Annotated in this window: 19 protein-coding genes; 9 read left to right on the forward strand and 10 right to left on the reverse strand. The window is 47.1% G+C overall.

The genetic code is table 11. From position 1 onward, the window contains the following. Positions 1-55: 55 nt before the first annotated feature. The 3 genes from OP864_RS07310 to OP864_RS07320 are packed head-to-tail and all read left to right on the forward strand — an operon-like array spanning position 56 to position 4,574. The gene (locus OP864_RS07310) at positions 56-2,824 is read left to right on the forward strand and encodes a 2-oxoglutarate dehydrogenase E1 component (protein ID WP_270100565.1); all 2,769 of its coding nucleotides are present in this window, start codon (positions 56-58) and stop codon (positions 2,822-2,824) included. Between the two features lie 56 nt (positions 2,825-2,880). Continuing rightward, complete coding sequence (locus tag OP864_RS07315) at positions 2,881-3,435, forward strand: SRPBCC family protein (RefSeq protein ID WP_148268307.1); 555 nt, start codon at positions 2,881-2,883, stop codon at positions 3,433-3,435. A 44-nt stretch (positions 3,436-3,479) separates the two neighbouring features. After that, on the forward strand, positions 3,480-4,574 hold the full coding sequence (locus OP864_RS07320; protein ID WP_270100566.1) for a mannose-1-phosphate guanylyltransferase: 1,095 nt from the start codon (positions 3,480-3,482) through the stop codon (positions 4,572-4,574). A 947-nt stretch (positions 4,575-5,521) separates the two neighbouring features. Here the strand turns inward: OP864_RS07320 and ccsA are convergent. Then, positions 5,522-8,032, reverse strand: a complete 2,511-nt coding sequence (gene ccsA, locus OP864_RS07330) for a cytochrome c biogenesis protein CcsA (protein ID WP_270100568.1) — start codon at positions 8,030-8,032, stop codon at positions 5,522-5,524. A 45-nt stretch (positions 8,033-8,077) separates the two neighbouring features. After that, on the reverse strand, positions 8,078-8,494 hold the full coding sequence (locus tag OP864_RS07335; RefSeq protein WP_015692229.1) for a cytochrome c maturation protein CcmE domain-containing protein: 417 nt from the start codon (positions 8,492-8,494) through the stop codon (positions 8,078-8,080). Between the two features lie 311 nt (positions 8,495-8,805). Between OP864_RS07335 and OP864_RS07340 the strand changes: the two genes are divergently transcribed. Further along, positions 8,806-10,290, forward strand: a complete 1,485-nt coding sequence (locus tag OP864_RS07340; protein ID WP_270100569.1) for a hypothetical protein — start codon at positions 8,806-8,808, stop codon at positions 10,288-10,290. 223 nt (positions 10,291-10,513) lie between these two features. Here the strand turns inward: OP864_RS07340 and dnaN are convergent, their stop codons facing one another. Further along, positions 10,514-11,632: a DNA polymerase III subunit beta gene (dnaN, locus tag OP864_RS07345; RefSeq protein WP_270100570.1), complete on the reverse strand. Its 1,119-nt coding sequence runs from the start codon at positions 11,630-11,632 to the stop codon at positions 10,514-10,516. 234 nt (positions 11,633-11,866) lie between these two features. Here dnaN and OP864_RS07350 point away from each other — a divergent pair, with 234 nt between their 5' ends. Both OP864_RS07350 and OP864_RS07355 read left to right on the forward strand, forming a co-directional pair. Next, a complete protein-coding gene (locus OP864_RS07350) occupies positions 11,867-12,328 on the forward strand; it encodes a DUF2147 domain-containing protein (RefSeq protein ID WP_270100571.1) in 462 nt (153 codons plus the stop codon). 196 nt (positions 12,329-12,524) lie between these two features. Then, positions 12,525-12,764, forward strand: coding sequence for a hypothetical protein (locus OP864_RS07355; protein ID WP_015692236.1), 240 nt, complete (start codon positions 12,525-12,527; stop codon positions 12,762-12,764). Between the two features lie 79 nt (positions 12,765-12,843). Here the strand turns inward: OP864_RS07355 and OP864_RS07360 are convergent, their stop codons facing one another. The 3 genes from OP864_RS07360 to OP864_RS07370 form a co-directional block, all read right to left on the reverse strand. Next, positions 12,844-13,887 carry an OmpA family protein gene (locus OP864_RS07360; protein WP_270100573.1) on the reverse strand — a complete coding sequence of 348 codons (1,044 nt, stop codon included), beginning with the start codon at positions 13,885-13,887 and terminating at the stop codon, positions 12,844-12,846. A 227-nt stretch (positions 13,888-14,114) separates the two neighbouring features. After that, on the reverse strand, positions 14,115-14,876 hold the full coding sequence (locus OP864_RS07365; RefSeq protein WP_270100574.1) for a coiled-coil domain-containing protein: 762 nt from the start codon (positions 14,874-14,876) through the stop codon (positions 14,115-14,117). 20 nt (positions 14,877-14,896) lie between these two features. Next, positions 14,897-15,649, reverse strand: coding sequence for a TrmH family RNA methyltransferase (locus OP864_RS07370; RefSeq protein WP_270100575.1), 753 nt, complete (start codon positions 15,647-15,649; stop codon positions 14,897-14,899). Positions 15,650-16,029: 380 nt separating this feature from the next. Here OP864_RS07370 and OP864_RS07375 point away from each other — a divergent pair, with 380 nt between their 5' ends. Genes OP864_RS07375 through OP864_RS07385 form a run of 3 tightly spaced genes read left to right on the forward strand, consistent with a single transcriptional unit; the run spans position 16,030 to position 18,022 of the window. After that, positions 16,030-17,250: an IscS subfamily cysteine desulfurase gene (locus tag OP864_RS07375; protein WP_270100576.1), complete on the forward strand. Its 1,221-nt coding sequence runs from the start codon at positions 16,030-16,032 to the stop codon at positions 17,248-17,250. A 34-nt stretch (positions 17,251-17,284) separates the two neighbouring features. Then, a complete protein-coding gene (gene iscU, locus OP864_RS07380) occupies positions 17,285-17,671 on the forward strand; it encodes a Fe-S cluster assembly scaffold IscU (protein WP_015692242.1) in 387 nt (128 codons plus the stop codon). Between the two features lie 24 nt (positions 17,672-17,695). Further along, on the forward strand, positions 17,696-18,022 hold the full coding sequence (locus OP864_RS07385; protein ID WP_270100577.1) for a HesB/IscA family protein: 327 nt from the start codon (positions 17,696-17,698) through the stop codon (positions 18,020-18,022). A gap of 70 nt (positions 18,023-18,092) precedes the next feature. Here OP864_RS07385 and OP864_RS07390 read toward each other — a convergent pair whose 3' ends face one another. From OP864_RS07390 to secA, 4 genes are all read right to left on the reverse strand, one after another. Beyond that, positions 18,093-19,604 carry a S8 family serine peptidase gene (locus tag OP864_RS07390; RefSeq protein WP_270100578.1) on the reverse strand — a complete coding sequence of 504 codons (1,512 nt, stop codon included), beginning with the start codon at positions 19,602-19,604 and terminating at the stop codon, positions 18,093-18,095. A gap of 28 nt (positions 19,605-19,632) precedes the next feature. Continuing rightward, entirely contained in the window at positions 19,633-19,848 is a 216-nt protein-coding gene (locus tag OP864_RS07395) for a hypothetical protein (protein WP_270100579.1), read from the reverse strand. A gap of 200 nt (positions 19,849-20,048) precedes the next feature. Further along, positions 20,049-20,522 carry a DUF1569 domain-containing protein gene (locus OP864_RS07400; protein WP_270100580.1) on the reverse strand — a complete coding sequence of 158 codons (474 nt, stop codon included), beginning with the start codon at positions 20,520-20,522 and terminating at the stop codon, positions 20,049-20,051. A 284-nt stretch (positions 20,523-20,806) separates the two neighbouring features. Next, positions 20,807-24,139, reverse strand: coding sequence for a preprotein translocase subunit SecA (gene secA / locus OP864_RS07405; protein ID WP_270100581.1), 3,333 nt, complete (start codon positions 24,137-24,139; stop codon positions 20,807-20,809). Positions 24,140-24,469 lie beyond the last annotated feature (330 nt).

The raw sequence follows: 24,469 nt of genomic DNA on the forward strand, positions 1-24,469 counted from the left end.
CTAGGCCTAGTTTTAGGGCCTACATGATTATCAACAACGCATAAAGCAGCTGAAAATGAGCTACTCTTTTATTTCCAATGCCCATCCAGGTTATATTGACAACTTGTACAAGACCTATAAGGAGAACCCCGAAGAGGTGGCCGAGGGCTGGAAACAATTTTTTGCAGGATTTGATTTTGCCATTGAGCAGGGGGCCGCAGGGCCTACCGATAGCATTGAAGGTGGGCTGTCTACTAGCCAACTTCAGAAAGAATTTGCTGTATTGGGACTGATTCACGGTTATCGTCAGAGAGGACACCTCTTGTCTACAACCAACCCCGTACGGCCCAGACGTTTTCGTTTCCCTAATGTTGACTTGGCCAACTACAACCTCACAGAGGAAGATTTGGAGCAAAGTTTTATGGCGGGGGCCGAAATCGGAATGCCCAATGCCAAATTGAAGGATATCCGCAACCGACTAATTGAAGTCTACTGTGGCAATATTGGCGTAGAATACAGCCATATTGAACACCGCGACAAACGCATGTGGCTCCGTGACCGCATGGAAAAAAGCCAGCCTCAAAAGGCTTATGACCTGAGCATTTCGCAAAAGCGCCGCATTTTGGAGAAGCTCAATGGAGCTGTTGGCTTTGAAAACTTTTTGGCCAAAAAATATGTGGCCCAAAAACGCTTTGGTCTAGAAGGTGGAGAAACGACTATTCCCGCCCTAGATGCGATTATCTGCAAAGGCGCAGAAGAAGGCGTAGAAGAAGTGGTAATTGGCATGGCCCACCGTGGTCGCCTCAATGTTTTGGTAAACATTATGGGCAAAACCTATGACCATATCTTTAGTGAGTTCCAAAATGTCATGCCCGAAGAAACCTTTGGCGATGGCGATGTGAAATATCACCTAGGCTATGCCTCTAAGTATCCCACCCCTTCTGGCAAAGAGGTCCATATGAAGCTGGTGCCTAACCCCTCACATCTAGAGGCTGTAGGCCCTGTGGTTCAAGGTTATGCCCGCGCTCAGGCCGATGTTCTTTATACCTCTGACTTTGATAAGATTCTGCCTATTCTCATTCATGGAGATGCCGCCGTTGCTGGACAAGGAGTGGTCTATGAGGTGGTACAAATGAGCCAACTAGAAGGTTATTATACTGGTGGAACCATCCATTTTGTTATTAACAACCAAGTTGGATTTACTACCGACTTTGAAGACGCTCGCTCTTCTACCTATTGTACTGGAGCTGCGGCCTTGGTGCAAGCCCCCGTTTTCCACGTTAATGGAGATGATCCCGATGCCGTTATTTTTGCCGCTACCCTAGCCGCAGAGTATCGCCAGAAGTTTAATACCGATGTATTTATTGATATGGTTTGCTACCGCAAACATGGGCACAATGAGGGAGATGATCCCAAATTTACACAGCCCAAACTCTATGAGTTTATCAAAAATCATCGTGATCCTCGCTCGATCTACCTCGATCGCCTCATCGAACAGGGCGCTATCGAAAAAGAAATGGCCGAGCAAATGGATAAAGAATTTAACACCTTCTTGCAAGAGCGCTTTGACCGAGTAGAACAAAAAGAAGTAGACTATACACTTCAGGCCCCAGAAGTTGCCTGGAGCCAATTGCAAAAGAAAACCTCTTGGGAAGACTATCTAAAATCTCCCGATACCGCTATTTCTGAAGAGCAATTGACCTATATTCTCAACAACCTACAAGAGATTCCCAAGGACTTTAATATGCTCTCTAAGTTTAAGCGGATTCTTAAACGTAGCCAAGGTTATATAAATGAAAACAAATGCGACTGGTCAATGGCCGAGCATTTAGCTTATGGCTCTTTGCTTTTGGAGGGACATCCTGTACGCATGAGTGGACAAGATGTGAAGCGCGGGACCTTCTCGCACCGCAATGCGGTCCTCTATGATGTAAAAACCAATGAGCAATACAACCGCCTCAACCACCTAAAAGAAGGAGAACAAGCCGAATTCCGCATTTTCAACTCTCTACTTTCTGAGTTTGCCGTTTTGGGCTTTGAATACGGTTATTCTTTGGCTTCTCCCGATAGCCTAGTGGTTTGGGAAGCACAGTTTGGCGACTTTGTCAACGGTGCCCAAACTATTATTGACCAGTTCATTACTTCTTCTGAAAGTAAATGGGCGCGCATGAGCGGTTTGGTCATGCTTCTCCCTCATGGCTATGAAGGACAAGGCCCCGAGCACTCTTCTGCTCGCCTAGAACGCTTCTTGCAAGCCTGCGCAGAATACAATATGACCGTAGCCAATGTAACTACCCCCGCCAACTTCTTCCACCTCATCCGCAGACAATTGGCCCGCCCCTTCCGCAAACCACTGATCCTGATGTCGCCTAAGAGTTTGCTCCGTCATCCAAGTTGTATTTCTGATTTCAAAGACTTTACCGCTGGCGGTTTCCAAGAAACCTTTGATGACGCTAGCGTAAAAGATGCCAGCAAAATCAAAAAAGTACTTTGCTGTACAGGCCGCCTCTACTATGACCTATTAGAGAAGAAAGAGAAAGAAGGACATGACGATATCGCTATCGTTCGCCTAGAACAGCTCTACCCCTTCCCTCAGGCACAGGTCAATGAATTGATTAAGAAATATGCCAACGCCAAGTTCTTCTGGGTACAAGAAGAACCCTCAAACATGGGATCTTGGCAATATCTCTTGGCCTTCTACCGCAACTACGATTTGGGCCTCATTGCCCGCAAATCTAGTGCTTCTCCAGCTACGGGATACAAAAAACAACACAATCAAGAGCTAGAAGATATACTTCAACGAGCTTTTGCACCTATAGAAGAATTGGCGCAAAGCCATAAATAACGTAACTTTAGGGGCCGCAATACTGCGGCCCTTTTTTATGTATGCACCTTTGCCCTATGTCTATACTATTTACCTTCATCGTACTGATTGCCGTCTTGGCCCTAGTTGCTGCCGTTTTCGCCTTTATGCTGCCCCAATCTTGGCGCATCGAAGAGGTGGCCCAACTAGCCGCTAGCCCCAAAGAACTATTGGCCCTCTTCCAAACCCCAGCCAATTGGCCCAATTGGTCGGCCTGGACCAAAGAACAAGGCTACTCCTTCTCTTTTGAAGGCCCAGAAGCCGGCCCTGGCGCTATGATGTTCTGGAAAAGCAAGCAGATTTCGGCCAAACTTATTATTACCCAAGCCAACGAACAACAAATCAATTTTGAACTGGAGGTGGACCGCTCCCCACTCAAAATTCAAGGCATTATGGCCCTAGACAATAGTATTCCAGACTATACCCAACTCGCTTGGCGCCTAGAAGCCGACCTCCCACATAATAGCAAAGATCCCCTCGGACGATACCAAGCTTACTTTCTCAAAAATTACTTTAAGACTAGCCTTCTTTATAGCCTCCAACGCCTAGAAGCCGATTATGGCTTTTTTGAAGAGGAAGAGGAGGAGGAATAAAACTAGTCAATTGGGCCAAGGCCCTACAATCAGATCTTATTTATATGCAGTTATCTAACGACTATGTCTTTATTATGGCTGGGGGGCTCGGCACTCGATTTTGGCCCGCTAGCCGCCATAGCCTACCCAAACAGTTTCTAGATGTTTTGGGCGTGGGCCAAACGCTCCTACAACTGACAATCAAGCGCTTTGAAGCCTTTATCCCTAAGGAAAATATCTTTATCGTTACTTCTGAGGAACATGGCCAATTGGCCCTAGAGCAATCCGGTCTCGCCCCTCAGAATATCATTATGGAGCCCGCCCGCAAAAATACAGCGCCCTGTATCGCTATGGGGATGCGCTTCCTAGAGCAAATTAACCCCCAAGCCCGGGTGATCCTCGCTCCCTCCGATCACCTGATTCTCAATGAGGCAGAGTTTGTTAAAAAACTACAGGAAGGTCTCGATTTCGTAGGGCAAAATGATGCACTTCTCACTCTCGGTATCCAACCTCACTACCCCAATACGGGCTACGGCTATATTCATTTTGATGCCCAAGCTCAGGGAAATATCTCTAAGGTCAAGCAGTTTACCGAAAAACCCCAGCTAGAAAAAGCAAAAGCCTTTTTGGCCGGTGGCGAACATCTCTGGAATGCAGGCATCTATCTCTGGTCGGTCCAAAGCATCCAAAAAGCGTTGGCCAAACATAGCCCCAGCCTCTATCAAGCTTTCCAAAATTATAATGGCCAACTCCAAAATAAATTGGCCGTTCCTCAGGGCAGCGCAGCCATCTATGAGCAAATAGAAAGCATTTCTATTGACTATGCCGTGAGCGAAAAAGCCGATAATATCTATACCCTACCGGCCGATATCGGCTGGTCTGATGTGGGCACCTGGCAGGCCCTCCAACAAGTGGCCCCCAATAAAGATGAGGATAATAATCTGGTCCTCGGCCTCGATAAAAAGCAATGCCAACTGAGCAATAGCAAAAATAATCTGCTCTATAGTAGCCAAAACCGCCCCGTCATCCTCTACGATCTAGATAATATGCTGGTGGTCGATGAGCCTCAATTGCTCCTCTTGGCCCCCCTCTCCGCAGAACAACATATCAAGGAGATTCGCCAAGCTGCCGTAGACCAATGGGGCAAGGATTTACTCTAAACTATTGCTTTGGGGCCCGCGGCCGACCTAGGCGAAGCCTAGCCGGCCGCCGCTATGCTGCGGGGCTCACAGGTCTGTTCGGCCCTGCGGCGGCTTTGCCGCCTTGGTCTGGCGCTAGGCGCCACCCCTCCGCAGCGCTGGGCCTGCGGCGCTTCGCGCCTGCATAACGCAAAAAATAACGGCCCAAATAGCTAGAGATTTAGCCCAAGCCACTGAAAAAGGCGCAAAACCTAAGTTTTGCGCCTTTTTTTAGGTCCATTTGTTAGCATTTTGTTAAAAATAGAAAAAACGCAACAAAATGAAAGAAGGCAAAAGTTAGGTCTAGAGCTAAACCAGTTGTGTCTGGAGGTAAACCAGTTAGGTCTAGAACTAAACCAGTTGGGTCCAGAACTAAACTAGTTAGGTCTGCAAGTAAACCAGTTAAGTCCAGAGCTAAACTAGTTGTGTCTGGAGGTAAGCCAGTTAGGTCCAGAGCTAAACTAGTTGTGTCTGGAGGTAAACCAGTTAGGTCTAGAACTAAACTAGTTGTGTCTGCAACTAAACCAGTTAGGTCCAGAGCTAAACTAGTTGTGTCTGCAACTAAACCAGTTAGGTCCAGAACTAAACTAGTTGTGTCTGCAACTAAACCAGTTAGGTCTGGCGGCAAAGCCGCCGTATGGCCGAAGGCCAAACGGCCTAGCGATGGGCAGCAGTGGCCGCAGGCCAGACCGAAGCCCAAAGGGCTGAAGGGCCGAGCGAATAGCGAGCTGCGAACCGTAGCGCCGACGAGCATAGCGAGGCGGAGGCCCCAAAACATCAGCGAGCTGCGAACTGACAACAAGGACTTTAGTTCGCAGTTCGACGACCGAAGGGAGTAACCGCCGCTACCATATATTCTGCGGAGGCCCCAAAAACAAAAAAGGAGCAGTAAAAAATTACTACTCCTTTTGCGCTCTATCAATTAAAGATTAAATCTCTAGCTTTTTGGATTTTATTTTTCCCATCCGTTGAAACATGCCCATCAGCAGGCCGATCATCATCATGATGGAGCCAATCCAGACCCAATTGATGCCTGGGAAGACCAGAGCTTGGACCACCACATAGGCTTTTTCGGGACTATGGCTACGGACATCAAACTGCATTTTCATCCGATCTTTGCTTTCGGGCAATACCTGCGCAAAACGGAAATCGAGGCCCAATTCCTTTAGCTCAAAAGGAATGTTGAGAGGCCGATTATCTCGGATGTACAAAAAGGGTTTGGCCAAATAAAAGCTATCCGAATTGAGCTCGTAGACCTTGAGAATGGCCGTAATGGGAATATCGCCCTCCTGAAACTTATAGGCCTCATTTTGGGGCAATTCGGTCCCAATTTGGTCAAAAACGACATAATGACTGGCCGTAAAAAAGGTATCGCCCTGCTCAATAATATGCGACTCCCATTTGGCGGCTTCTTCCTCTTCTTTACTGGCCTCTGGGTCTTCAAAAGCCCAATGCGGAATGGCCAAGGTAAAGATATCTTTCTCGAAATAATGCCGGGTGTTGGGATTGGCCGCACGGAACTTAAACTTGCCCTTGGGCAAAGAATCCCGAATCACATTGGGCGAGGTACTAAACTCCTCAAGGATGTTGCCTTGAGGGTCCTTTTTGGTAAACTTCAGCTCAAAAAACTGCTGGTTTCCCTCGGCCCAATCGCGGCTGTATTCTACCGTATAACCATCGGCAATAGGGACCGGCTGCCCCTTGACCACCAAAACATTCTTATTCGATTGCGGATTGATATCATTGACCTCAATAGAGGTAAATCCCTCTGAAATGGGCCGTTTGAGTGCGCCAGAAAAGACGACACCCACCATCAACAAACCAAAACCAATATGGGCCACGGGCGCTCCCGCCACCTTAATATTGCCCCGGAGGACCGAAACGATATAGTCTAAATTCGTAATCACGGTAAAAATTCCACTGCCCACCAGCAACCAATATTGCCAAGCCACAATAGAAGACCAAAGCATCAGGGGAACGGTAATCACAACCGACAAAACAAGGGCAAGGCCCAAATGCAAGCCCAAAAAGCGGCCAAAACTAGCCGAAATCTCTCGGCTACGATAGCGCAAAAGCACCGAAATTCCCGACAAAAAGCCAATCAATACGCCAATCCACAATTGGTAGCGATTATGATGGGCCACCTCATCTTCGGGCGGGGCAATATTGGTAATATCGCCGCCACCTACAAGAGCAGAAAAGGCATCGGCCAATTTATTCCAAACGGGAATAGAGGTGGTGGCCGTAATCAAAATAGAAGAAAACAGCAAGACCAAAGCCCCTACAAACATCCAAAACTCTCTGGAGTAGCTGCTCTCTTCCTTTTCTACGCTAGGAATCTCTTTTTTGGCCTTAACATAAAGGACCAAAGGCCAAATACTCACGGCCCCCATAAAGAGAATGAGTTGCCACTCTAGGCCCATTTCGGTAAAAGCATGCACCGAAGTTTCGCCCAAAACCCCCGAGCGCGTCAAGAAAGTCGAGTAGACAATCAAGATAAAGCTCAGAATAAAAAACAGATAAGTCGAGCGTATCGAATGCGGGCTATTGCGGGCCACCAAGGCCGTATGCGTGCCCGCCAACATAATAATCCAAGGAACCAAAGATGCATTTTCTACGGGGTCCCAGGCCCAATAGCCCCCAAAGCTCAAGGCCTCATAGGCCCAAGCGCCCCCCATCAGAATACCCGTACCGAGAATAGCACCAGAAAAAAGCGACCAAGTTAGGGCCGGCTTAATCCAAGCCTTATGCTCTTTGGTCCAAAGCCCCGCAATCGCAAAGGCAAAAGGCACTAAGGTCGAGGCAAAGCCCAAAAAGAGGGTGGGCGGATGAATAGTCATCCAATAGTTTTGCAAAAGCGGATTCAGGCCCGTGCCCTCAATCGATTGCAAATAATTGGGCATATTAAAAATGGGGGCCTCATGCACATTGCGCAGCAGCACAAAGGGGTTCGAGCCGATGCGATCGTCTCCCTCGCCAAAATAAAAGCCCAAAATCATAGAGGTCAAAAAGGCCTGCACCAGCCCAAAAACGGCCAATACGGGGGCCTCCCATTTGTCTTTTCGGCTCATCAGGACAAAGCCCAAAACCACATGCCAAAACATCCAGAGCAAAAAGCTGCCCTCTTGGCCCTCCCAAAAGGCCGAAAAAATATACTGAAAGGGCAGGCTGTCGGAGGTATGCCCCCAAACGTATTCATACTCATAATAACGAGCAATCATAATGTAAAACAACAGCCCAATCACGCCAAAAATACTCAGGCCATGAATGCCAAAGCCCCAGCGGCCAATCCGTTTCCAATCTCTACTTGTGGCCAAATCTGATCGGCTATTAGTGGCCCCAGCATAGGCCCAAAGGGCCAACAGGCTACTCACAAATGCCAAAACAATCAGGCCGTGCCCAATGATTCCTGGCCACAAATGTTCTCCTTCGTAATTCATCTTCCCTAAATCAACTTACTAAAATAGAAAGCTCTTCAAGCCTCCTTATTTACTTACTACCTGCCTTGCTTTTTGGCTCTGCAGCGCCTGGTCCTGATACTTAGACGGACATTTTAGCTGCATATCATGCGCAATAAATTGACTGCCCTGCATCCGCCCCGTCAATACAATTTGCTCCGAACGCTCAAAATCTTGCGGCTTGGCCATCTGCGCCACCACCTTTTTGATCGTCCCCTGCTCATCTTCCATATAAAAAGAAAAGGCATTGGCATCTTTTTCTGGATTATACACAATCGGGCGGGCATCATCGACCACCAACTGCCCCACAATCTGATGGTTGCGGTCTATTTCTTTCATGGCTACCGAAAAATCACCATAACTTTGGTAATCGCTAGCCTGCGTAATCAATACTCCAATAGCGGCGGCAATGACAATCAAAGCCAAAATTTGCATCTTTTTCATATCCTATCGTTTTTATCTCTACTATGATTTTGTTTTGGGGCTGCCCCGCCTTTTAGGCGGGTCGGGCTGTATCGCAGCTCGCAAGTCTGCTCGGCCCTGCGCCGCCTTTGGCGGCTGGGTCTGGCCCTGCGGGCCACTGCTGTCCATCCCTCAGCCGATGGGCCTTCGGCCCAGGCGGCTGCGCCGCCCAAATTGGCCCACAAAAGTACAATTTTTTAGGCGTTGGGCCAGTTCATCCCCTCATCTTTAAATCCTTGTTAAGTACAGCAAAACCCCTAAATAGGGTTATTTGCCCCAATAGATTAACCATTATGCGCTATTTGACGTTTATCTTCTTCTTTCCCTTCAAGCTATTTAGATCTTATCTAAATTATGTTTTTTTGCTGTTTCCTATGGTGATTTGGGCCCAAAAGAGCCAAATAGACGCTCAAGTTTTGGGCAAGGAGCAAGTTTGGCAAGCTCAAACTCAAGCCAAGGCGGGCCAAGTTTCTTTAAGCTTGCAATCCTCTAGCGGCAAAAGCTGGTCTTTTGAGGGCAAAAATTTGGCTTGGCGGGGACTAGTTGCGGGGACAGAGGGCCAAGTTTTTGGGGCCTTGCAATTTCAAGATAGCTTATGGAGAACGGATAGTTTACTGGCCCAATCGGCCAAGCAAAGCCTGCTTATTTTTGGTCTAGATGCTGCTGGAAATTGGCTTTGGGAGCAAAGTTGGTCGCCCAAGGGCAGCAATAGTCTTTATCAGTTGGCTTTGGGCCAAGAGCAACTCTATTTGTCGGGCAGTTTTAATGATAGTTTGCTTTGGCAGGGCCAAAATTTGTATGGGGCGGGAATGAGTCAGGCCTTTTGGGCCAAAGTCAGTACAAAAACGGGAAAACTTTTAGCTTGGGGAGCTGGCCCAAAAAGTCGAGAAAGCTGGGGCCGCGCCATTTTGCCCTTAGGCAAGCAGCTCATTTGGGCCATAGAATATAGAGACAGCCTAATGATAGAGCAGCAGCTGCTCTTTAATAATCCCGTACACTCTGATTTTCTGCTTTTGCAGCTCGATAGTTTGGGCCAAAGCAAGAAGGTTTGGCCTTGGCAGGGCGTTTTTTCCGATCGGCCGGCTTTGCTCTTGGCCCACCCTCAAAAAGCAGATCGCTTTATGGTCTTGGGGCATTTTACGGGATTATTGGGGCCAAAATCGGCTCCTCCCCTCTTCAAAACGGCCTATAAATACTATGATTACTTTTGGGCCGAGCTAGATACGGCTGGGCAAATTTGGGCCAAGGGGCAGAGCAACAGCCCAAGCAATATTTATATCCAAGCGGCCTATTGGGGAGAAAAAGGCTTATTTCTGGGCGGCTATTTTCAGGATTCCCTACAGCTGGCCGACAGTACTTATTTGGCCCAAGGCAAGCCCTATTCGCCTTATTTGGTCCATTATGAGGGCGAACAAATGGAGCAATTGGTTTTGCCTTGGGAGGAGGGCCGTTTATTGAGCATTTTGCCCCAGCCCAAGGGCTTGCAATTGGCGGGTGAAGCTGCGGGTTTGGCCAAAATGGAGCGGGCGGCTTGGCCTGCGGCCAAGCTGCCCTTTTTGGTCCAGATTGAGTTGATTGTGGAAGGGCCCAGAACTTGGCGGGCTGCTCAAGCCATTGATAGCTGGACCTTATACAACCTGCGGGGACAAAAAGTAGGGGCGGGAAAAGGGGCTAAGATTCAGTTAGGGTCAGAAATAGCGGCAGGTGTTTACAGTTTGCATTTGCAATGGGGGCAAAACCTAGCGGTAGAGCGTTTAGAAATATTAGAAAAGCGCTAGGGTGTTGGTCCAGAAGGCGCGCAGCGCCTTGGCTGAGGGATGGACAGCAGTGGCGCGCAGCGCCAGACCCAGGGCTTTTGAAGCGAAGCGAAAAAGCCCGCAGGGCCGAGCAGACCTGCGAGCTGCGAAACAGCCCGACCCGCCTGCAAGGCGGGGCAGCCCCAAAAAAGAAAAGCAGTAAACTCGGAGAGCTTACTGCTGTATATTTTAGCCTATTTATGGCCTAGTAATTCAAAATCACGGGCATCACGAGCATGAGTAGATCTTCGCCGGGATTTTCTTCTTCTTGACGGAGGAGGCCAGCCCGGTTGGGCGACTCGAGATGTAGCAAAACATTATCGCCACCGATCACATTGAGCATTTCGACCAAAAACTTGGCATTAAAGCCGATGCTTAGGGTTTCGCCTTCATAGTAGCAGGGCATTTTTTCAGAAGCCTTATTGGAGAAATCGATATCTTCTGCTTCAATTTTGAGATGTTCCTCAGAGATGGTCAGCTTCACTTGGTTGGTCACCTTATTGGCATAATTGGCGATCCGTTTGAGTGAATTGAGAAAATCTTGGCGCACCACCCGCATAGTTTTCGAATTATTTTGGGGAATCACCGAATTATAATCGGGATAGCGGGCATCGATTAGGCGGCAGATAATAATCTGGTTGGCATAATAGAAAAAGGCATTGCTACGGCTAAAGGCGATGCGGACATTGCCGTTATGGTCAGAAAGGCCATTTTTAAGCAAGTTCAGGGCCTTTTTGGGGAGGATCAGGCTAGTATCGGTAGTGGGTTCAATTTCGGTAAAGCTATATTTCACCAACTTATGAGCATCGGTAGAGACGAAAGTAACGCCCTGGGGGTTAATTTCGAGCAAAACCCCAGTCATAGCGGGGCGGAGCTCATCATTACTAGCGGCAAAAAGCGTTTTATTGATTCCTTCTAAGAGGAGTAATGCGGGCATTTCGATTTCCTCGGCGCTATCGGCTTGCGGCAACTTGGGATAATCGTCGCCATCTTCGCCGGCCAATTGGTACTGTCCAAAAGCCGAAGTAATCGTTATGGCAAAATTATTGGGATCTACTTGAAAGCTAAGAGGTTGCGTGGGCAACTGTTTGAGTGTATCGAGCAAAATTTTTGCAGGAACGGCCACAGCCCCTTCCTCTTCGGCATTAACTTCGAGTTCTGCCTGCACGAAGGTTTCTAGGTCGGTAGCGGTTATACGCAAGCGGCCATCTTCAAGTTGGAAGAGGAAGTCTTCCAGAATAGGTAGCACTGGGTTAGAGCCTAAAGCTCCATTAACGAGCTGGAGCTGTTCTTTGAGCTCTGCAGAGGATAGGGTAAAACGCATATTTTTCTGTAATGAAAATTTGATAAAATTTGGGCGTAATATACAAAAAGCTAGTCGAATTTGCTTGTTATGGCCCTATAAAGAAATAGGTAGTAAACAAATATTTCAAATAATCCATTAACTTAGGACAGCTAAAACAGCGCATAACAACTAGACCGACTTCTGTTCCTTATAATAGGAGAAGTGATAGGTCATTAAATTCTACTTTATAATCACTATTAAATGTTAACAACTATGAACTGGACAGCATCCATTCGTTGGGGCATTATGAGCCTCTTCCTCGTTTTTTCTCTGGCCCTATCGGCCCAAGTTTCTGTAGATGGTAAAACCTGTGTAGGGACCTGGAAAACCATTGATGATGAAACAGGCAAAGCCCGCTCTTATGTAAAAATCTATAAAGAGAACGGCAAATACTACGGTAAAATCACCAAACTGCTCAACCGCACAGCCGATGAAGATAAAGACCCCATCTGCGAGGTTTGTCCGGGCGACCGCAAAAACAAGAAGGTGGTCGGTATGACTATTATTGATGGCATGGAAAAAGAAAGCAAGCGCTATGCTGGCGGCCAAATCCTTGACCCTAAAAAAGGAAAACTCTATTCTTGCACGATTTGGCTAGATAATGCCAACACCCTCAAAGTAAGAGGTTGGTGGGGCATGTTCTACAGAACCCAAACTTGGCATCGCGTAGACTAATATTGGTAATTGAAAACGAGAGTAAATAAAAAAGGGTTGGGTAAATTCAATACTTTTTTACAAAATAAAATTTTGAAAAAATATTCTATAGCCTGCAACATTTGTTAGCAGGCTATCGTTTTTACTATATACACCGAATATAATTCTATTTGCTTAAAATAGTTGAATATACTCCACACACTTAATTCCAACCACCATGAAGCAATTATTTACTACTCAGGATCTTCTACTTTACCTCTACGATGAGCTCGATTGTTTGGAATCTATGGCCTTGCAAAAAGCCCTAAAAACAGATGTTGCCCTACAAACAGAACTGCAGCAATTGAAAAACGGCCAAGCTCAGTTAGCAGATTGTTTCTTGGAGCCTGAGCAGGATATCCTAGATAATATCTTAGACTATAGCCGCCTCTCTCATTTAGAGACCGAGCTTCATTAAAGCAGAAATACAGTACTTTCATAAAAAAGCCTAGCTTACTTCGGTAAACTAGGCTTTGCTTATTGTATGGTCCTTACGTTTAGTCTTGCGACAAAATGCCCATAATTTCATTGAGCTGTGGCTCCAAAATGATTTCGGTCCGGCGGTTTTTGGCCTTCCCTTCTGTGGTATCATTAGAAGCCTTGGGCGCATGTTCTCCACGGCCAGCAGCGGTAATTCTGGCCGGATCTACCTGGTTTTTAATCAAGACCTGGCTCACCGCCAAAGCCCGATCGGTAGAAAGGTCCCAGTTCATTTTGGCATCTCCGTCAGAGTCGGTATGGCCCTCAATCAAGATAGACAAATCTTTGTTGCGATTGAGTACGCCCGAAAGTGTTTCTAGGGCCGAAACACCACGGCGGTCTACTCTTGCACTTCCTGAAGAGAACAGTAATTTTTGACTCAAAGACACATATACTTTTCCATCTCGGATTTCTACATCCAAATCGCCCGCATCCTTAAAGCCTTTTAGGGCTTCTAACAATTTGGCTCTTAAAGCATTGGCCTTGGCATCTCTTTCGGCAATAGCGGCTTCTAGCTCTTTTACTCGGCGTTCGCGAGCCGCCAAATCTGCCTCCAATTCCTTTTTGTATTTCTCCAAATCGGTAATATTGGCATCTTTTCCTTGTAGCTCTTTGCGCAATTGCTCCAAACGCTCTTGCTCCGCCTTGAGCTCTCTTTCTCGGCGCTCCAATTCTCGGCGCTTGATACTCAATTCTTCAGATAGTTCTCTTTTCTTAGAGGCCGCTTCTTCTTTCAGTTTTTCATTCAGGGCCAAGAGCTTATCATAAGAAGCCTGCAAATCTTTATTCAATCGTTGTTGTTGATTGTAGCGCTCTTGCAAAAGCTCATAATCAGAGGTCAATTCCTTATGCGAGGCCTTGAGCTTACTCAACTCTCCCTGAACGCTGCTCAATTCTTCCTGAATTTCTTGGCGCTTGCGCTCTGCTTCCGAGGCATTTTTCTCGGCCGCTTCTTTGGCGCTTACCTCCTCTTTGTAGCGGCGGCTAGACACGCAAGAGCTGAGGCCGCCCACCATCAAAAATAGTAGGGCAACAGCAACTAAGTAGTTTCTTCGCAACATAAATTATTTATTTTTTAATGAAGTAAATCCTGTTTTGGGGCCTCCGCTTCGGCTTTGCCTTGCGGCGCTACGTTTCGCAGCTCGCTATTACTTGCTTCGCTGCGTCGGCTCCCGCTGGTCGGGTCGCTCGGCCCTGCGGCAGCTTCGCTGCCTTGGTCTGGCCCTTCGGGCCACTGCTGCACATCGCTAGGCCGTTTTGGCCTGCGGCCAAAGTTGGCCACTCCCGCCTAAGGTTTTCCTTTGGGGTAAATGTACAAATAGAGCGGAATATCATCTTCTTGAGCCCAAGCCCCCACATAAAGTCGCTCCAAAGGCAAATCAAGTAGACGCAGTTTTATCGCTACAGAATTGGCTCGAGTATTGGCTTGGGCCAAGCGAGCCTTGGCTTTTGTTCCCTTATCTGCGGTGGCTCTAAGCTCTAGCGCCCAGTTTTCCTCTTCGCTCAAAAGAGAAGCCAAATCCGTTAAAAAGGGAAGCGCTGAGCTATGCACCGAGTTTTTACCCTTAAAAAGTAGGCTGTCGGGACAAGCAATTTTAAGGGCTTGGCTAGCCGCAATTCGCTCAAATTCTAGGCCCTTATAGGCTTTCATTTGCTTGAGTATGCGTTCTTCTGCTTGGACCAATTCCGTTTTTTTGCGCACTTCTTTTCCCAATTGGGCCTGAAACATTTGTAGGGCTTTTTCGCTTTGGGCCAATTGCTGCTCGCAGGCTGTTTTGGCCTTTTGTGTTTCGGCTAGTTGCTGCAGACTATTTTGCCTTGCTTTTTCGGCCTGTTCTTGGGCCGCCACAGCCTGCGCCAACTGCTCTTTTTGCTGCTGTTGCTTGCTTTTTTCTTCTCTAAGCAATTGGGCCAATTGGCTACGGCTGCTATCTAGCTGCAACTGCAATACCTGCCGATTACTTTCTAGTAGTTTATACTTTTTGCTACTGCCACAGGCGCCAAGCAATAGCATCAGTAAAAAGCAACAGCCATAATAGGATAAACGCATAAGCGATAAGTTTAAACTTTTTAGAGTTGACGACGGGCATATTCGGCAGCGACGGTGGTGGCTGCGCAAGCCACATTTAAAGACTCTACGGCATTCCACATCGGAATATGGCAGTATTCATCTATATATTGGGCCAGATGCGCCCCTACGCCCTCGGTTTCATTGCCCATAATAAATATGGCCCGATCGGCAAATTGGGTTTGGTAAAAATTACTGCTGCCACCTCCCGCTAAGGCATAGACCTTAAAGCCGGCTGCCTTGGCCATTTTTAGGGCGGGGCCTAGACGTTCGCAGCCCACAATTTGGCTTTTGAACAGCACCCCAGCAGAAGCTTTTACCACAAGTGGGCTAAGCTTGGCGCTGCCTTTTCGGGGCAAGAGCAAAGCTAGACCAAAAGCCGTAGCCGAGCGAATAATCAGGCCCAAATTGCCCGGAGTGGTTACCCCATCTAGGGCCAAAAAAGCCATTTTACTAGGCAGTGGGCCTTGAAAAAAATCGCTAAAATCATCCATAGCACTATTTTCTACATCCACCACAATTCCTTGATCCTGCTTAGGGTTTTTAGAAATGCGGTGCACCTCTTCGCTCTTCACACGTTCTGCCTCTAGGCCCAATTGCTTCAGCTTTTTGAGAATAGCGGCAATAGTGGGTCCTTTGGCCTTTTTATCGAGGCGGATGCTATGAATTTTGGGCAGGGGATTTTGCTCGAGCAGCTCTAAAACAGGCTTGCGTCCATACACGCTAATAAAGCGATCTCTAGGATGTTTTGGCATATTTTCATTTCTTATTTAGGGGGCCAAAGTTACGGCATTTTTATGAGATTGCTTTGAAATTCTGCGGCGGACAGGCGGCGAAGCCGCCGCAGGCCTAGCTGCCTGTAGGGGTGCCGCGCAGCGGCAGACCGAGCCGCCTTGGGCGGCGACGGGCCGAGCAGACCTGCGAGCCCTGAAAGGGAGCGCCGCAAGGCGCAGCCTAGCGGAGGCCCCTTAAAAAAATCATAAAAAAAGGACTTCTAAGCCCTTAGGAGGCTCAAAATAAAAAATAGCTGTCACTAGCAGAGAAAAAAGGGGGCAAAGACAAACAATTAATCATAGAAGTCTGTTATCTTTGTGATTAGATTGAATCTAAATAGAAAGGACAAAAAATAACTGCTATGAGCGATAAAAGACTTGTGTATCTGGACAATAGCGCCACCACTCCTGTAGACCCTAGAGTTTTGGAAGAAATGTTGCCCTATTTTCAGGATAAATTTGGGAATGCGGCCAGCCGCAACCACTCCTTTGGCTGGGTAGCTGAGGATGCAGTGGACCAAGCACGCGAGCGCATTGCTAAATTATTGGGGGCCGACCCCCGTGAAATTATTTTCACTTCTGGTGCCACCGAGGGCGTTAATCTAGCCATCAAAGGGGTAGCCAATATGTACCGCCGCAAAGGAAACCATATTATTACGGCCAAAACAGAGCATAAAGCGGTTTTGGATACTTGTAAAGCTTTGGAGCGCCAAGGCATGGAAGTAACTTATTTGGATGTGAACCGTCAGGGCTTGATTGACTTGGAGGAATTGCGTGCAGCCATTAAGGATACAACCATTTTGGTGGCCCTTATGTTTGCCAATAATGAAATTGGGACCATTCAGCCCGTAAAGGAAATTGCCAAAATCTGTGCAGAAAACAAAACGCTTTTCTTTAGCGATGCCACTCAGGCCGTGGGGAAAGTACCTGTAGATGTAAAAGATATGGGCATTCATATTTTGGCCTTTAGCGGACACAAAATTTATGGCCCCAAAGGCGTAGGTGCACTTTATGTGAGCCGCAAAAACCCTAGAGTTAAATTGACTGCTCAGATTGATGGCGGTGGACATGAAAGAGGGATGCGTTCTGGAACCCTAAACGTGCCTGCTATTGTTGGTTTGGGTAAGGCCTGCGAATTGGCCGGCGAAGAAATGGAAGCGGAAACGGTTCGCTTGCAAGCTTTGCGCGATAAAATTGACCATGAATTGTTGCAAATGGAAGAGGTGGTCTTGAATGGCGCCAAAGAAAGCCGCTTGCCTCAATTGACGAATATTTCTTTTAAGCATGTGGAAGGGGAAGGACTCATGATGACCTTCAATGAAAATATTGCCCTTTCTTCTGGTTCTGCTTGTACTTCGGCCTCTTTGGAGCCCTCTTATGTACTCAAAGCTTTGGGATTGGGAGATGATTTGGCGCATTCTTCTTTGCGCATCAGCTTGGGTCGCTTTACTACAGAAGAAGATGTAGATTATGCGATTGAGCGCATCCGCGACGGAGTGAACCACATGCGTTCTTTGTCTCCTATCTGGGAAATGTATCAAGAAGGAATTGATTTGGACTCTGTAGAATGGTCTGAACACTAAAATTTGTTTGAAAACTGCTTAAACTGCATATATTATGGCTTATTCTGAAAAATTGCTCGATCACTTCAAGAACCCTCGTAATGTAGGCACCTTGGACAAGAATAAAAATACGGTAGGTACTGGCCTTGTCGGCGCTCCTGAATGTGGCGACGTGATGCGTCTCCAAATTGAGGTAAGCGAAGATGGCATTATCCAAGAAGCCAAGTTTAAAACCTTTGGTTGTGGCTCTGCTATTGCCTCTTCTTCTTTGGCCACCGAATGGCTCAAGGGAAAGTCTGTAGATGAAGCCGCTTCTATTGATAATATGGCTATCGTGGAAGAGCTCGAGCTTCCTCCCGTAAAAATTCACTGCTCTGTTTTGGCTGAAGATGCCATTAAGGCAGCCATTAAGGATTATCAAGAGAAAAATGCCAAGGCCTAATTTTGGCCCAAAAACAATTGTACTATGATTTATGTAGCCGATAGTGCCAAGGAAAAAATCCAAGAAATTAAGGAGCAAGAACAACTTGGCGATGAGTTTTTTATCCGAGTCTCTGTGACGAGCGGAGGATGCTCTGGCCTTAGCTACAAAATGGATTTTGACAATGAGTCGCAAACCGAAGATCAGGTCTTTGAAGATAAGGGCGTAAAGGTGGTTACAGACCTCAAGAGCTTTCTTTATCTTTTTGATACGACCCTGCACTTTTCGGGCGGGCTCAATGGCAAGGGGTTTTATTTTGAAAACCCCAATGCTGCTAGAACCTGTGGCTGTGGCGAAAGTTTTTCGCTCTAGTTGCTCGGGATAAAGTGATGACACAAAAAAGCCCCGCCTTTCGGCGGGGCTTTTTTTGTACCCTTTGGGCTTATTTCAAGGCCTTTACGGCCTGCATAGGCTGAATCAATGGGCCTGTTTTTTGGCCATCGGCTGTTTGTTTTCCTGTTTTTACCAATAGCTCATAAGCTTCTTTGGTGGTCAGTTGCGGATGAAGCGCTCGCAAAAGCCCCAAGGTTCCCGCCACATAAGGCGTAGCCATAGAGGTTCCACTCATATTATCGTACTTAGAGTTAGGCATAGTCGAGTAAATATCTACTCCAGGAGCCGCCAAACCATAATTAAGGTGCTGCACCTCATTAGAAAAGCTCGCTTTGCGCAATTGAGGGTCCAAAGCAGAAACCGTAATTACCCCATTTACAGAAGCGGGTACAATCCGACGGGCATCAAAACCATTGTTTCCCGCAGCAACAACCACAATACCGCCTTTTTTATTCACATAACGGACCGCCTCTTCATAGGCCTTTTGGCGCTCATCGCTAGAGGGGCCACCTAAAGACATAGACACCACATCGGCCCCTTTGTCGGCAGCCAAGAGCATGGCGTTAATGATTCGGCGCTGGGTGGTTCCTCCTGAGCGAGGAAAAACCTGAATGCTACTTAGCTCCACAAAATCTGAAGAGGGAAAAGCCGAAGCCACACCCTTACCATTATTAGAAACAGCGGCGGCAATTCCTGCGCAATGCGTTCCATGGCCCTGAACATCCTTATCATATTCGCTACTCACAGAGCGATATTGGTCCTTAATATCTTCATGCTTGGCATCTACGCCTGTATCCAAAATGAAGATGCGCGCCTTTTTCTTGGGGCGGATCCCTTCTTCCTGCAACAAGCGGTGCAGCCCATTATAATTCAAAGCTTCATAGGCCCACATTTTGGCAATGCCAGGATCATTGAGCAAAGGTTGTTTGGGCGAGCGACTAATTGCGGCAGCGCTTTGAGGCTCCCAAAGTTGCAAAATCTCATTTTCCTCCAAACTTTCTACCCCTTGCAACCCTTTGAGCTCCTCTTCAATCTCGCTCAATTGGTCCAAAGCTGATTCTGGAATGTTCAAGGCATAAAAATCATCTAAATCCGTTTGCTCTGGATTTTGCAATTTAAATGCGGGCTCATAGCTAAAGCCATATTTGGCCGCCAATTTATCTAGCAATTTGGGCGTTTGCCCCTCCTCCAATTCAATCAATAGCTCTGATTGTGGATCGAGGTTTTCGGCAGTGGCCTTTTGGCCAAAAAACAAATTGAGGCCCTGCACATCTAGCTGATAAAGGCCAAAAACACTGGCCCCTAAAAGAGAGAGAAAGGCGATTTTATTGTTGGAGAAAATATTGAGCACAAAGGCTCCCCCAAACAAAATAAAGAGATAAACCGCTAGCCGAATGTAGCCAAAGGTGCTTGGCAAAACCAGATGATAAGCCAAGAAAATCAGAAAAGAGGCGATAAAGCTAGGGCCAAAATATTTGCGAATATGGGCCTCCTCCTTAAAGAGCAACCAAAGCGACAAAGAGGCAAAGGTCCAAATAAAAATCAATCCTATCCAACTCATAGTTAGTATTTTACAGTAAAAAATGGGGCTAAAGTACTTTCAACTCGAGGATCTCGATGGGGGTTCCCCACATTTGCACAGAAAAATAATCTTCTGCCTCCTTGGCCATAATTTCTAGGCGCAAACCCGCTTTTGCATACTTTTCTTCCAAATTTGTGGGCAAGTATTCTTGGCCCTGATCATCTTTGAGGCCCCAAAATCCACCAGATAGTGGGACATGAATGACGGTTACGATTAGTTTCATAGTTCTGTTTTATATTTTTTGGGGGCTGCCCCTGCGCTTCGCTTGGGTCGGGCTGTTTCGCAGCTCGCTATTCGCTCGGCCCTTCACAAAATTCGCTTCGCTCATTTTGCTTGGTCTGGCGCTTTGCGCCACTGCTGTCCATCCCTCAGCCGCTCCACCGAGGAGCCAGCTAAAGGCTTGGGGCTTCGGCCCTTTTGGTTTTATTGGGCGGCCACAATATCTGCTATAATTTTGAGATGATGATTCGTATGAATGGCTACAAACTTAATGCCTTGGTTCCTCTTAAGGTGGCCAAAAAACGGATGGTCGAAATAAGCTTTTTCTGCTTGTTTTTGGACCAATTGCAGCAGAGCCTCGCTTTTTTCCAATAAGCTAGGCAACTGACTCAGGTCTATGGCTTCTCGGTTGTTAATCATCTTTGGGGCCTTGGCTTTTCCTCTGGGGATTTTGCCCGTGGCCAAAATCAGTGATTTGGAGGGACTAAACTTAGGTTTAAACTGAGTGGGATCGCTATCGACAATAGCTTGCAACATAGCAATAGCTGCCTTAAGCGAGTGCTCAATATGCCAATCTACCCCTCTTTCCGATACCTCAGGGGCCAAAAGCGGCGCTTGCTCCAAATAGCTGGCTAAATCCTTTAGGCTCTGCTGAGCCATATCTACTTCTTTTTTCATTTTTTAGTGAATTGGGTGAGGGAAATATGGTCCATTTGGTTTAGGCGGGGGCGAAGCCCTTTTTGGCCCGCAGGGCCTTTTTGTCGAGCCGGCCCAGCGCTGCGGAGGGGTGGCCGCAGGCCAGACCGAAGGCGAAACAAAGTGAAGCCTGAAGGGCCGAGCAGACCTGCGAGCCCCGCAGCATAGCGGCGGCCGCCCATGGGCGGCCGCGGGCCCCAAAAAAAAGCCCACTTACAAGAAAGATACTTATAAGTGAGCGATTTATGGGTACAAACTAAATCAAATTAGTTTTTGCCGTGGCAATGCTTGTATTTTTTGCCGCTACCGCAGGGGCAAAGATCGTTGCGACCGACCTTATTTTCTACACGGCGAGGGGCTACCTTTTCGATAGGCGTTTGCTCTTGTTGAGCGGCCTGTCTTTGGGCCTCCTGTTCGGCTTTTTGCTCTTCGATATTGCTGTGTACCTCCTCGAAGTACTCCTCTTCTTCTACCTCCTGTGCTTCTTGGATTTGGCTTTCCTGTTGGATAGGAATTAGGCCACGGAACAAGAAAGAGCAAACCTCTTGATTGATTCGGCTACGGAGTTGGGCAAAAAGCTTGCGCGACTCAATTTTGTAGACCACCAAGGGGTCTTTTTGGGCAAAAGAAGCATTTTGGACCTGATCCTTGAGCTCATCCATATCGCGGAGGTGCTCCTTCCAATTAGAATCGATAAGGGCCAAAGTGATTGAGCGTTCGATTTGGTTAATCAGGCTCTTGCCATTAGTTTTCACGGCCTGTTCCATATCGGCATTGATCTCCAGGGCCTGGATACCGTTAGTAAAGGGGATAGCAATTTTTGTAAAGTTATTGCTTTCGTCCTCATAGATCCGTTGGATAAGCGGCAAAATAGCCTGAGCGATATGCTCGAACTTGCGGTTATAGGCGGCAAAAAGCGGGGCCGACAGTTGGTCCGTCAAATCATTGGGGTCTGTCGTGTAGAGCTCTTCAGCCGTAATTTGTGGATCGATCCCAAAGTTTTGGATCATGGCCTGTTCGAAGCCCTCATAATTGCGTTCATTTTGATATTGAGCGATCAATTCGTAGAGCAAATCGAGGAACATATCGTTGAGGTCAATCGCTAGGCGATCGCCTTCTAGGGCATTATTACGGCGGCGGTAAATTTCTTCCCGCTGCATATTCATTACATCATCATATTCGAGTAGGCGTTTACGAATACCGAAGTTATTCTCTTCCACCTTCTTCTGTGCTCTTTCGATCGACTTGCTAATCATGGGATGTTGCAAAACATCGCCTTCTTTATGGCCTAGGCGGTCCATCATTTTAGCGATACGATCAGAGCGGAAAAGGCGCATCAGTTTATCTTCTAGAGAAACATAAAACTGAGAAGAACCTACATCTCCTTGACGGCCGGCACGACCACGGAGCTGTCGATCTACCCGGCGAGAATCGTGGCGTTCTGTACCAATAATGGCCAACCCCCCCAATTGTTTCACCTCATCAGTTAACTTAATATCGGTACCTCGACCGGCCATGTTGGTGGCAATGGTTACCTGTCCACTCTTACCGGCTTCTGCTACTACATCGGCCTCGCGGGCGTGCTGTTTAGCATTAAGTACGTTATGCGGAATTTTGCGGAGGCTAAGCATACGGCTCAAGACCTCTGAGCTTTGGACCGAAGTTGTACCGACAAGGATAGGTCGGCCAGCTTCACGCATCTTTATCACCTCTTCAATGATCGCATTATACTTTTCGCGTTCTGTCTTATAGACCAAATCGTTACGGTCATCACGGGCGATTGGGCGGTTGGTGGGAATAATCACCACATCCAATTTATAAATATCCCAAAGCTCCTGCGATTCCGTTTCCGCTGTACCGGTCATCCCTGCTAGTTTGTGGTACATTCGGAAGAAGTTCTGTAGCGTTACGGTAGCATAAGTTTGGGTAGAATTTTCGATCTCTACATTTTCCTTAGCTTCTAGTGCTTGGTGTAGGCCGTCTGAGTAGCGGCGACCATCCATAACACGGCCCGTTTGCTCATCGACAATTTTCACCTTGCCCTCTACAACGATATATTCATCTTCTTTATGGAAGAGTGCATAAGCCTTGAGCAATTGGCGCATAGCGTGCAGGCGCTCACTTTTGGCGGCAAAAGCCTGAATCAACTCATCTTTTTTGAGCTGTTTTTCTTCGGGGTTAAGGCTACTATTATTATCTACTTGCAAGAGTTTATCATTGATATCCTCCATAACAAATAGGTGCTTATCAGAGCCGCCCTTACCCAATAAATCCGTTCCGCGGTCGGTCAGTTCTACACTGCGGTTTTTCTCTTCGATCACAAAAAACAGTTCAGCATCGGCTTTGTGCATATGCTTACTTTGTTCGGCCATATAATGCGCCTCTGTTTTCTGTAGAATTTGCTGCATACCGGGTTCACTCAAAAACTTAATGAGTGCGCGGTTTTTGGGTAGACCACGATAGGCGCGGAAAAGATCGAGTCCTCCCCCACCCTCTTCGGGTCCAGTATCGCCAGCGGCAATTTTTTGTTTAGCCGAGCGAATGAGTTGAACGACCAATTTCTTTTGGGCATTCATAATATGCTCTACTGCAGGCTTGAGGCCCAAAAATAGCTCTGCGCGATCATCTTTAGGCGTTGGGCCAGAAATAATAAGTGGTGTACGGGCATCATCAATCAAGACCGAGTCCACCTCATCAATCATAGTATAGTGGAACTTGCCCTGTACTTTTTCATCTACCTTATGGACCATATTATCTCTTAGATAATCAAAACCAAATTCGTTATTGGTTCCATAAGTTACATCACAACGGTAAGCCGCCTTGCGTCCATCAGAATGCGGGCGATGCTTATCAATACAATCTACAGTAAGGAAAAGGAAGCTCAACAAGGGGGCCATCCATTCGGCATCCCGTTTAGCTAGATAATCGTTTACTGTAATAATATGCACCCCTTCTCCGGCCAAACCATTCAGGTAAGCGGGCAAAGTAGCCACTAGGGTTTTACCTTCCCCCGTCGCCATCTCGGCAATTTTACCTGAGTGCAAAACGGCACCACCAATAAGCTGCACATCGTAGTGGATCATATTCCAGACCACCTCATTTCCAGCAGCCATCCAGCGGTTTTTCCAAATCGCCTTATCTCCATTTAGCTCTAGCGGACGGATCTCATCATTGATCCAATTCCCCACCACCTCATGATCAAAATCAGTAGCAGTCACCTCTAGGGTTTCTTCTTCTGTAAAGCGGCGAGCCGTTTCTTTAACTACAGCAAAAGCCTGAGGCAAAAGATTTTCTAGAATTTCCTCTAGGCGTTGATCGCGGTCCTTTTTCAATTGGTCCACTTCCTTATAAAGGTCTTCTTTTTTGAAGATATCTTCGGTAGAGACCGCCTGCTCTTGCAGCTTTTCAATCTCTACATCAATATCTGCCAAATAATCTTTAATGGCCGCTCTAAATTCAATTGTTTTATGACGGAGCTCGTCATGGCTCAAGCTCTTGAGCTTGGCGTACTCCTCGTTAATTTGGGCTACCACAGGGCGCAACTCTTCAATATCGCGCTCTTGCTTGTTCCCAAATATCTTTTTTAAGAAACCAAACATGCTAAGGTATAAAGTTTATAATCTGTAAATTAGAAAGGGGTTATCCCTTTCTGCCGTCTGCTCTGAGCAAAACTCATACAAAAATACAACTTAAATAAAGAAGTTGCGCAATTAATGGCCGCAATTATAGCTCAAGGCCCTCATTATAGGGACTTTAGGCTTTTTTTATTTTATTTCCCTTGGCATAACCAACTGACAATCTGTCAGTTTTATTTTAATTTAACTGCTATTTTGGGGCCTCCCGCCTTCGGCGGGCGCTACGTTGCAGGGCTCGCTACTCGCTCGGCCCTGCAGCCGCCTGCGGCGGCTTTGGTCTGGCCTGCGGCCCCC

The sequence above is a fragment of the Saprospira grandis genome, from assembly GCF_027594745.1.
In the GTDB taxonomy this organism is placed as follows: domain Bacteria; phylum Bacteroidota; class Bacteroidia; order Chitinophagales; family Saprospiraceae; genus Saprospira; species Saprospira grandis.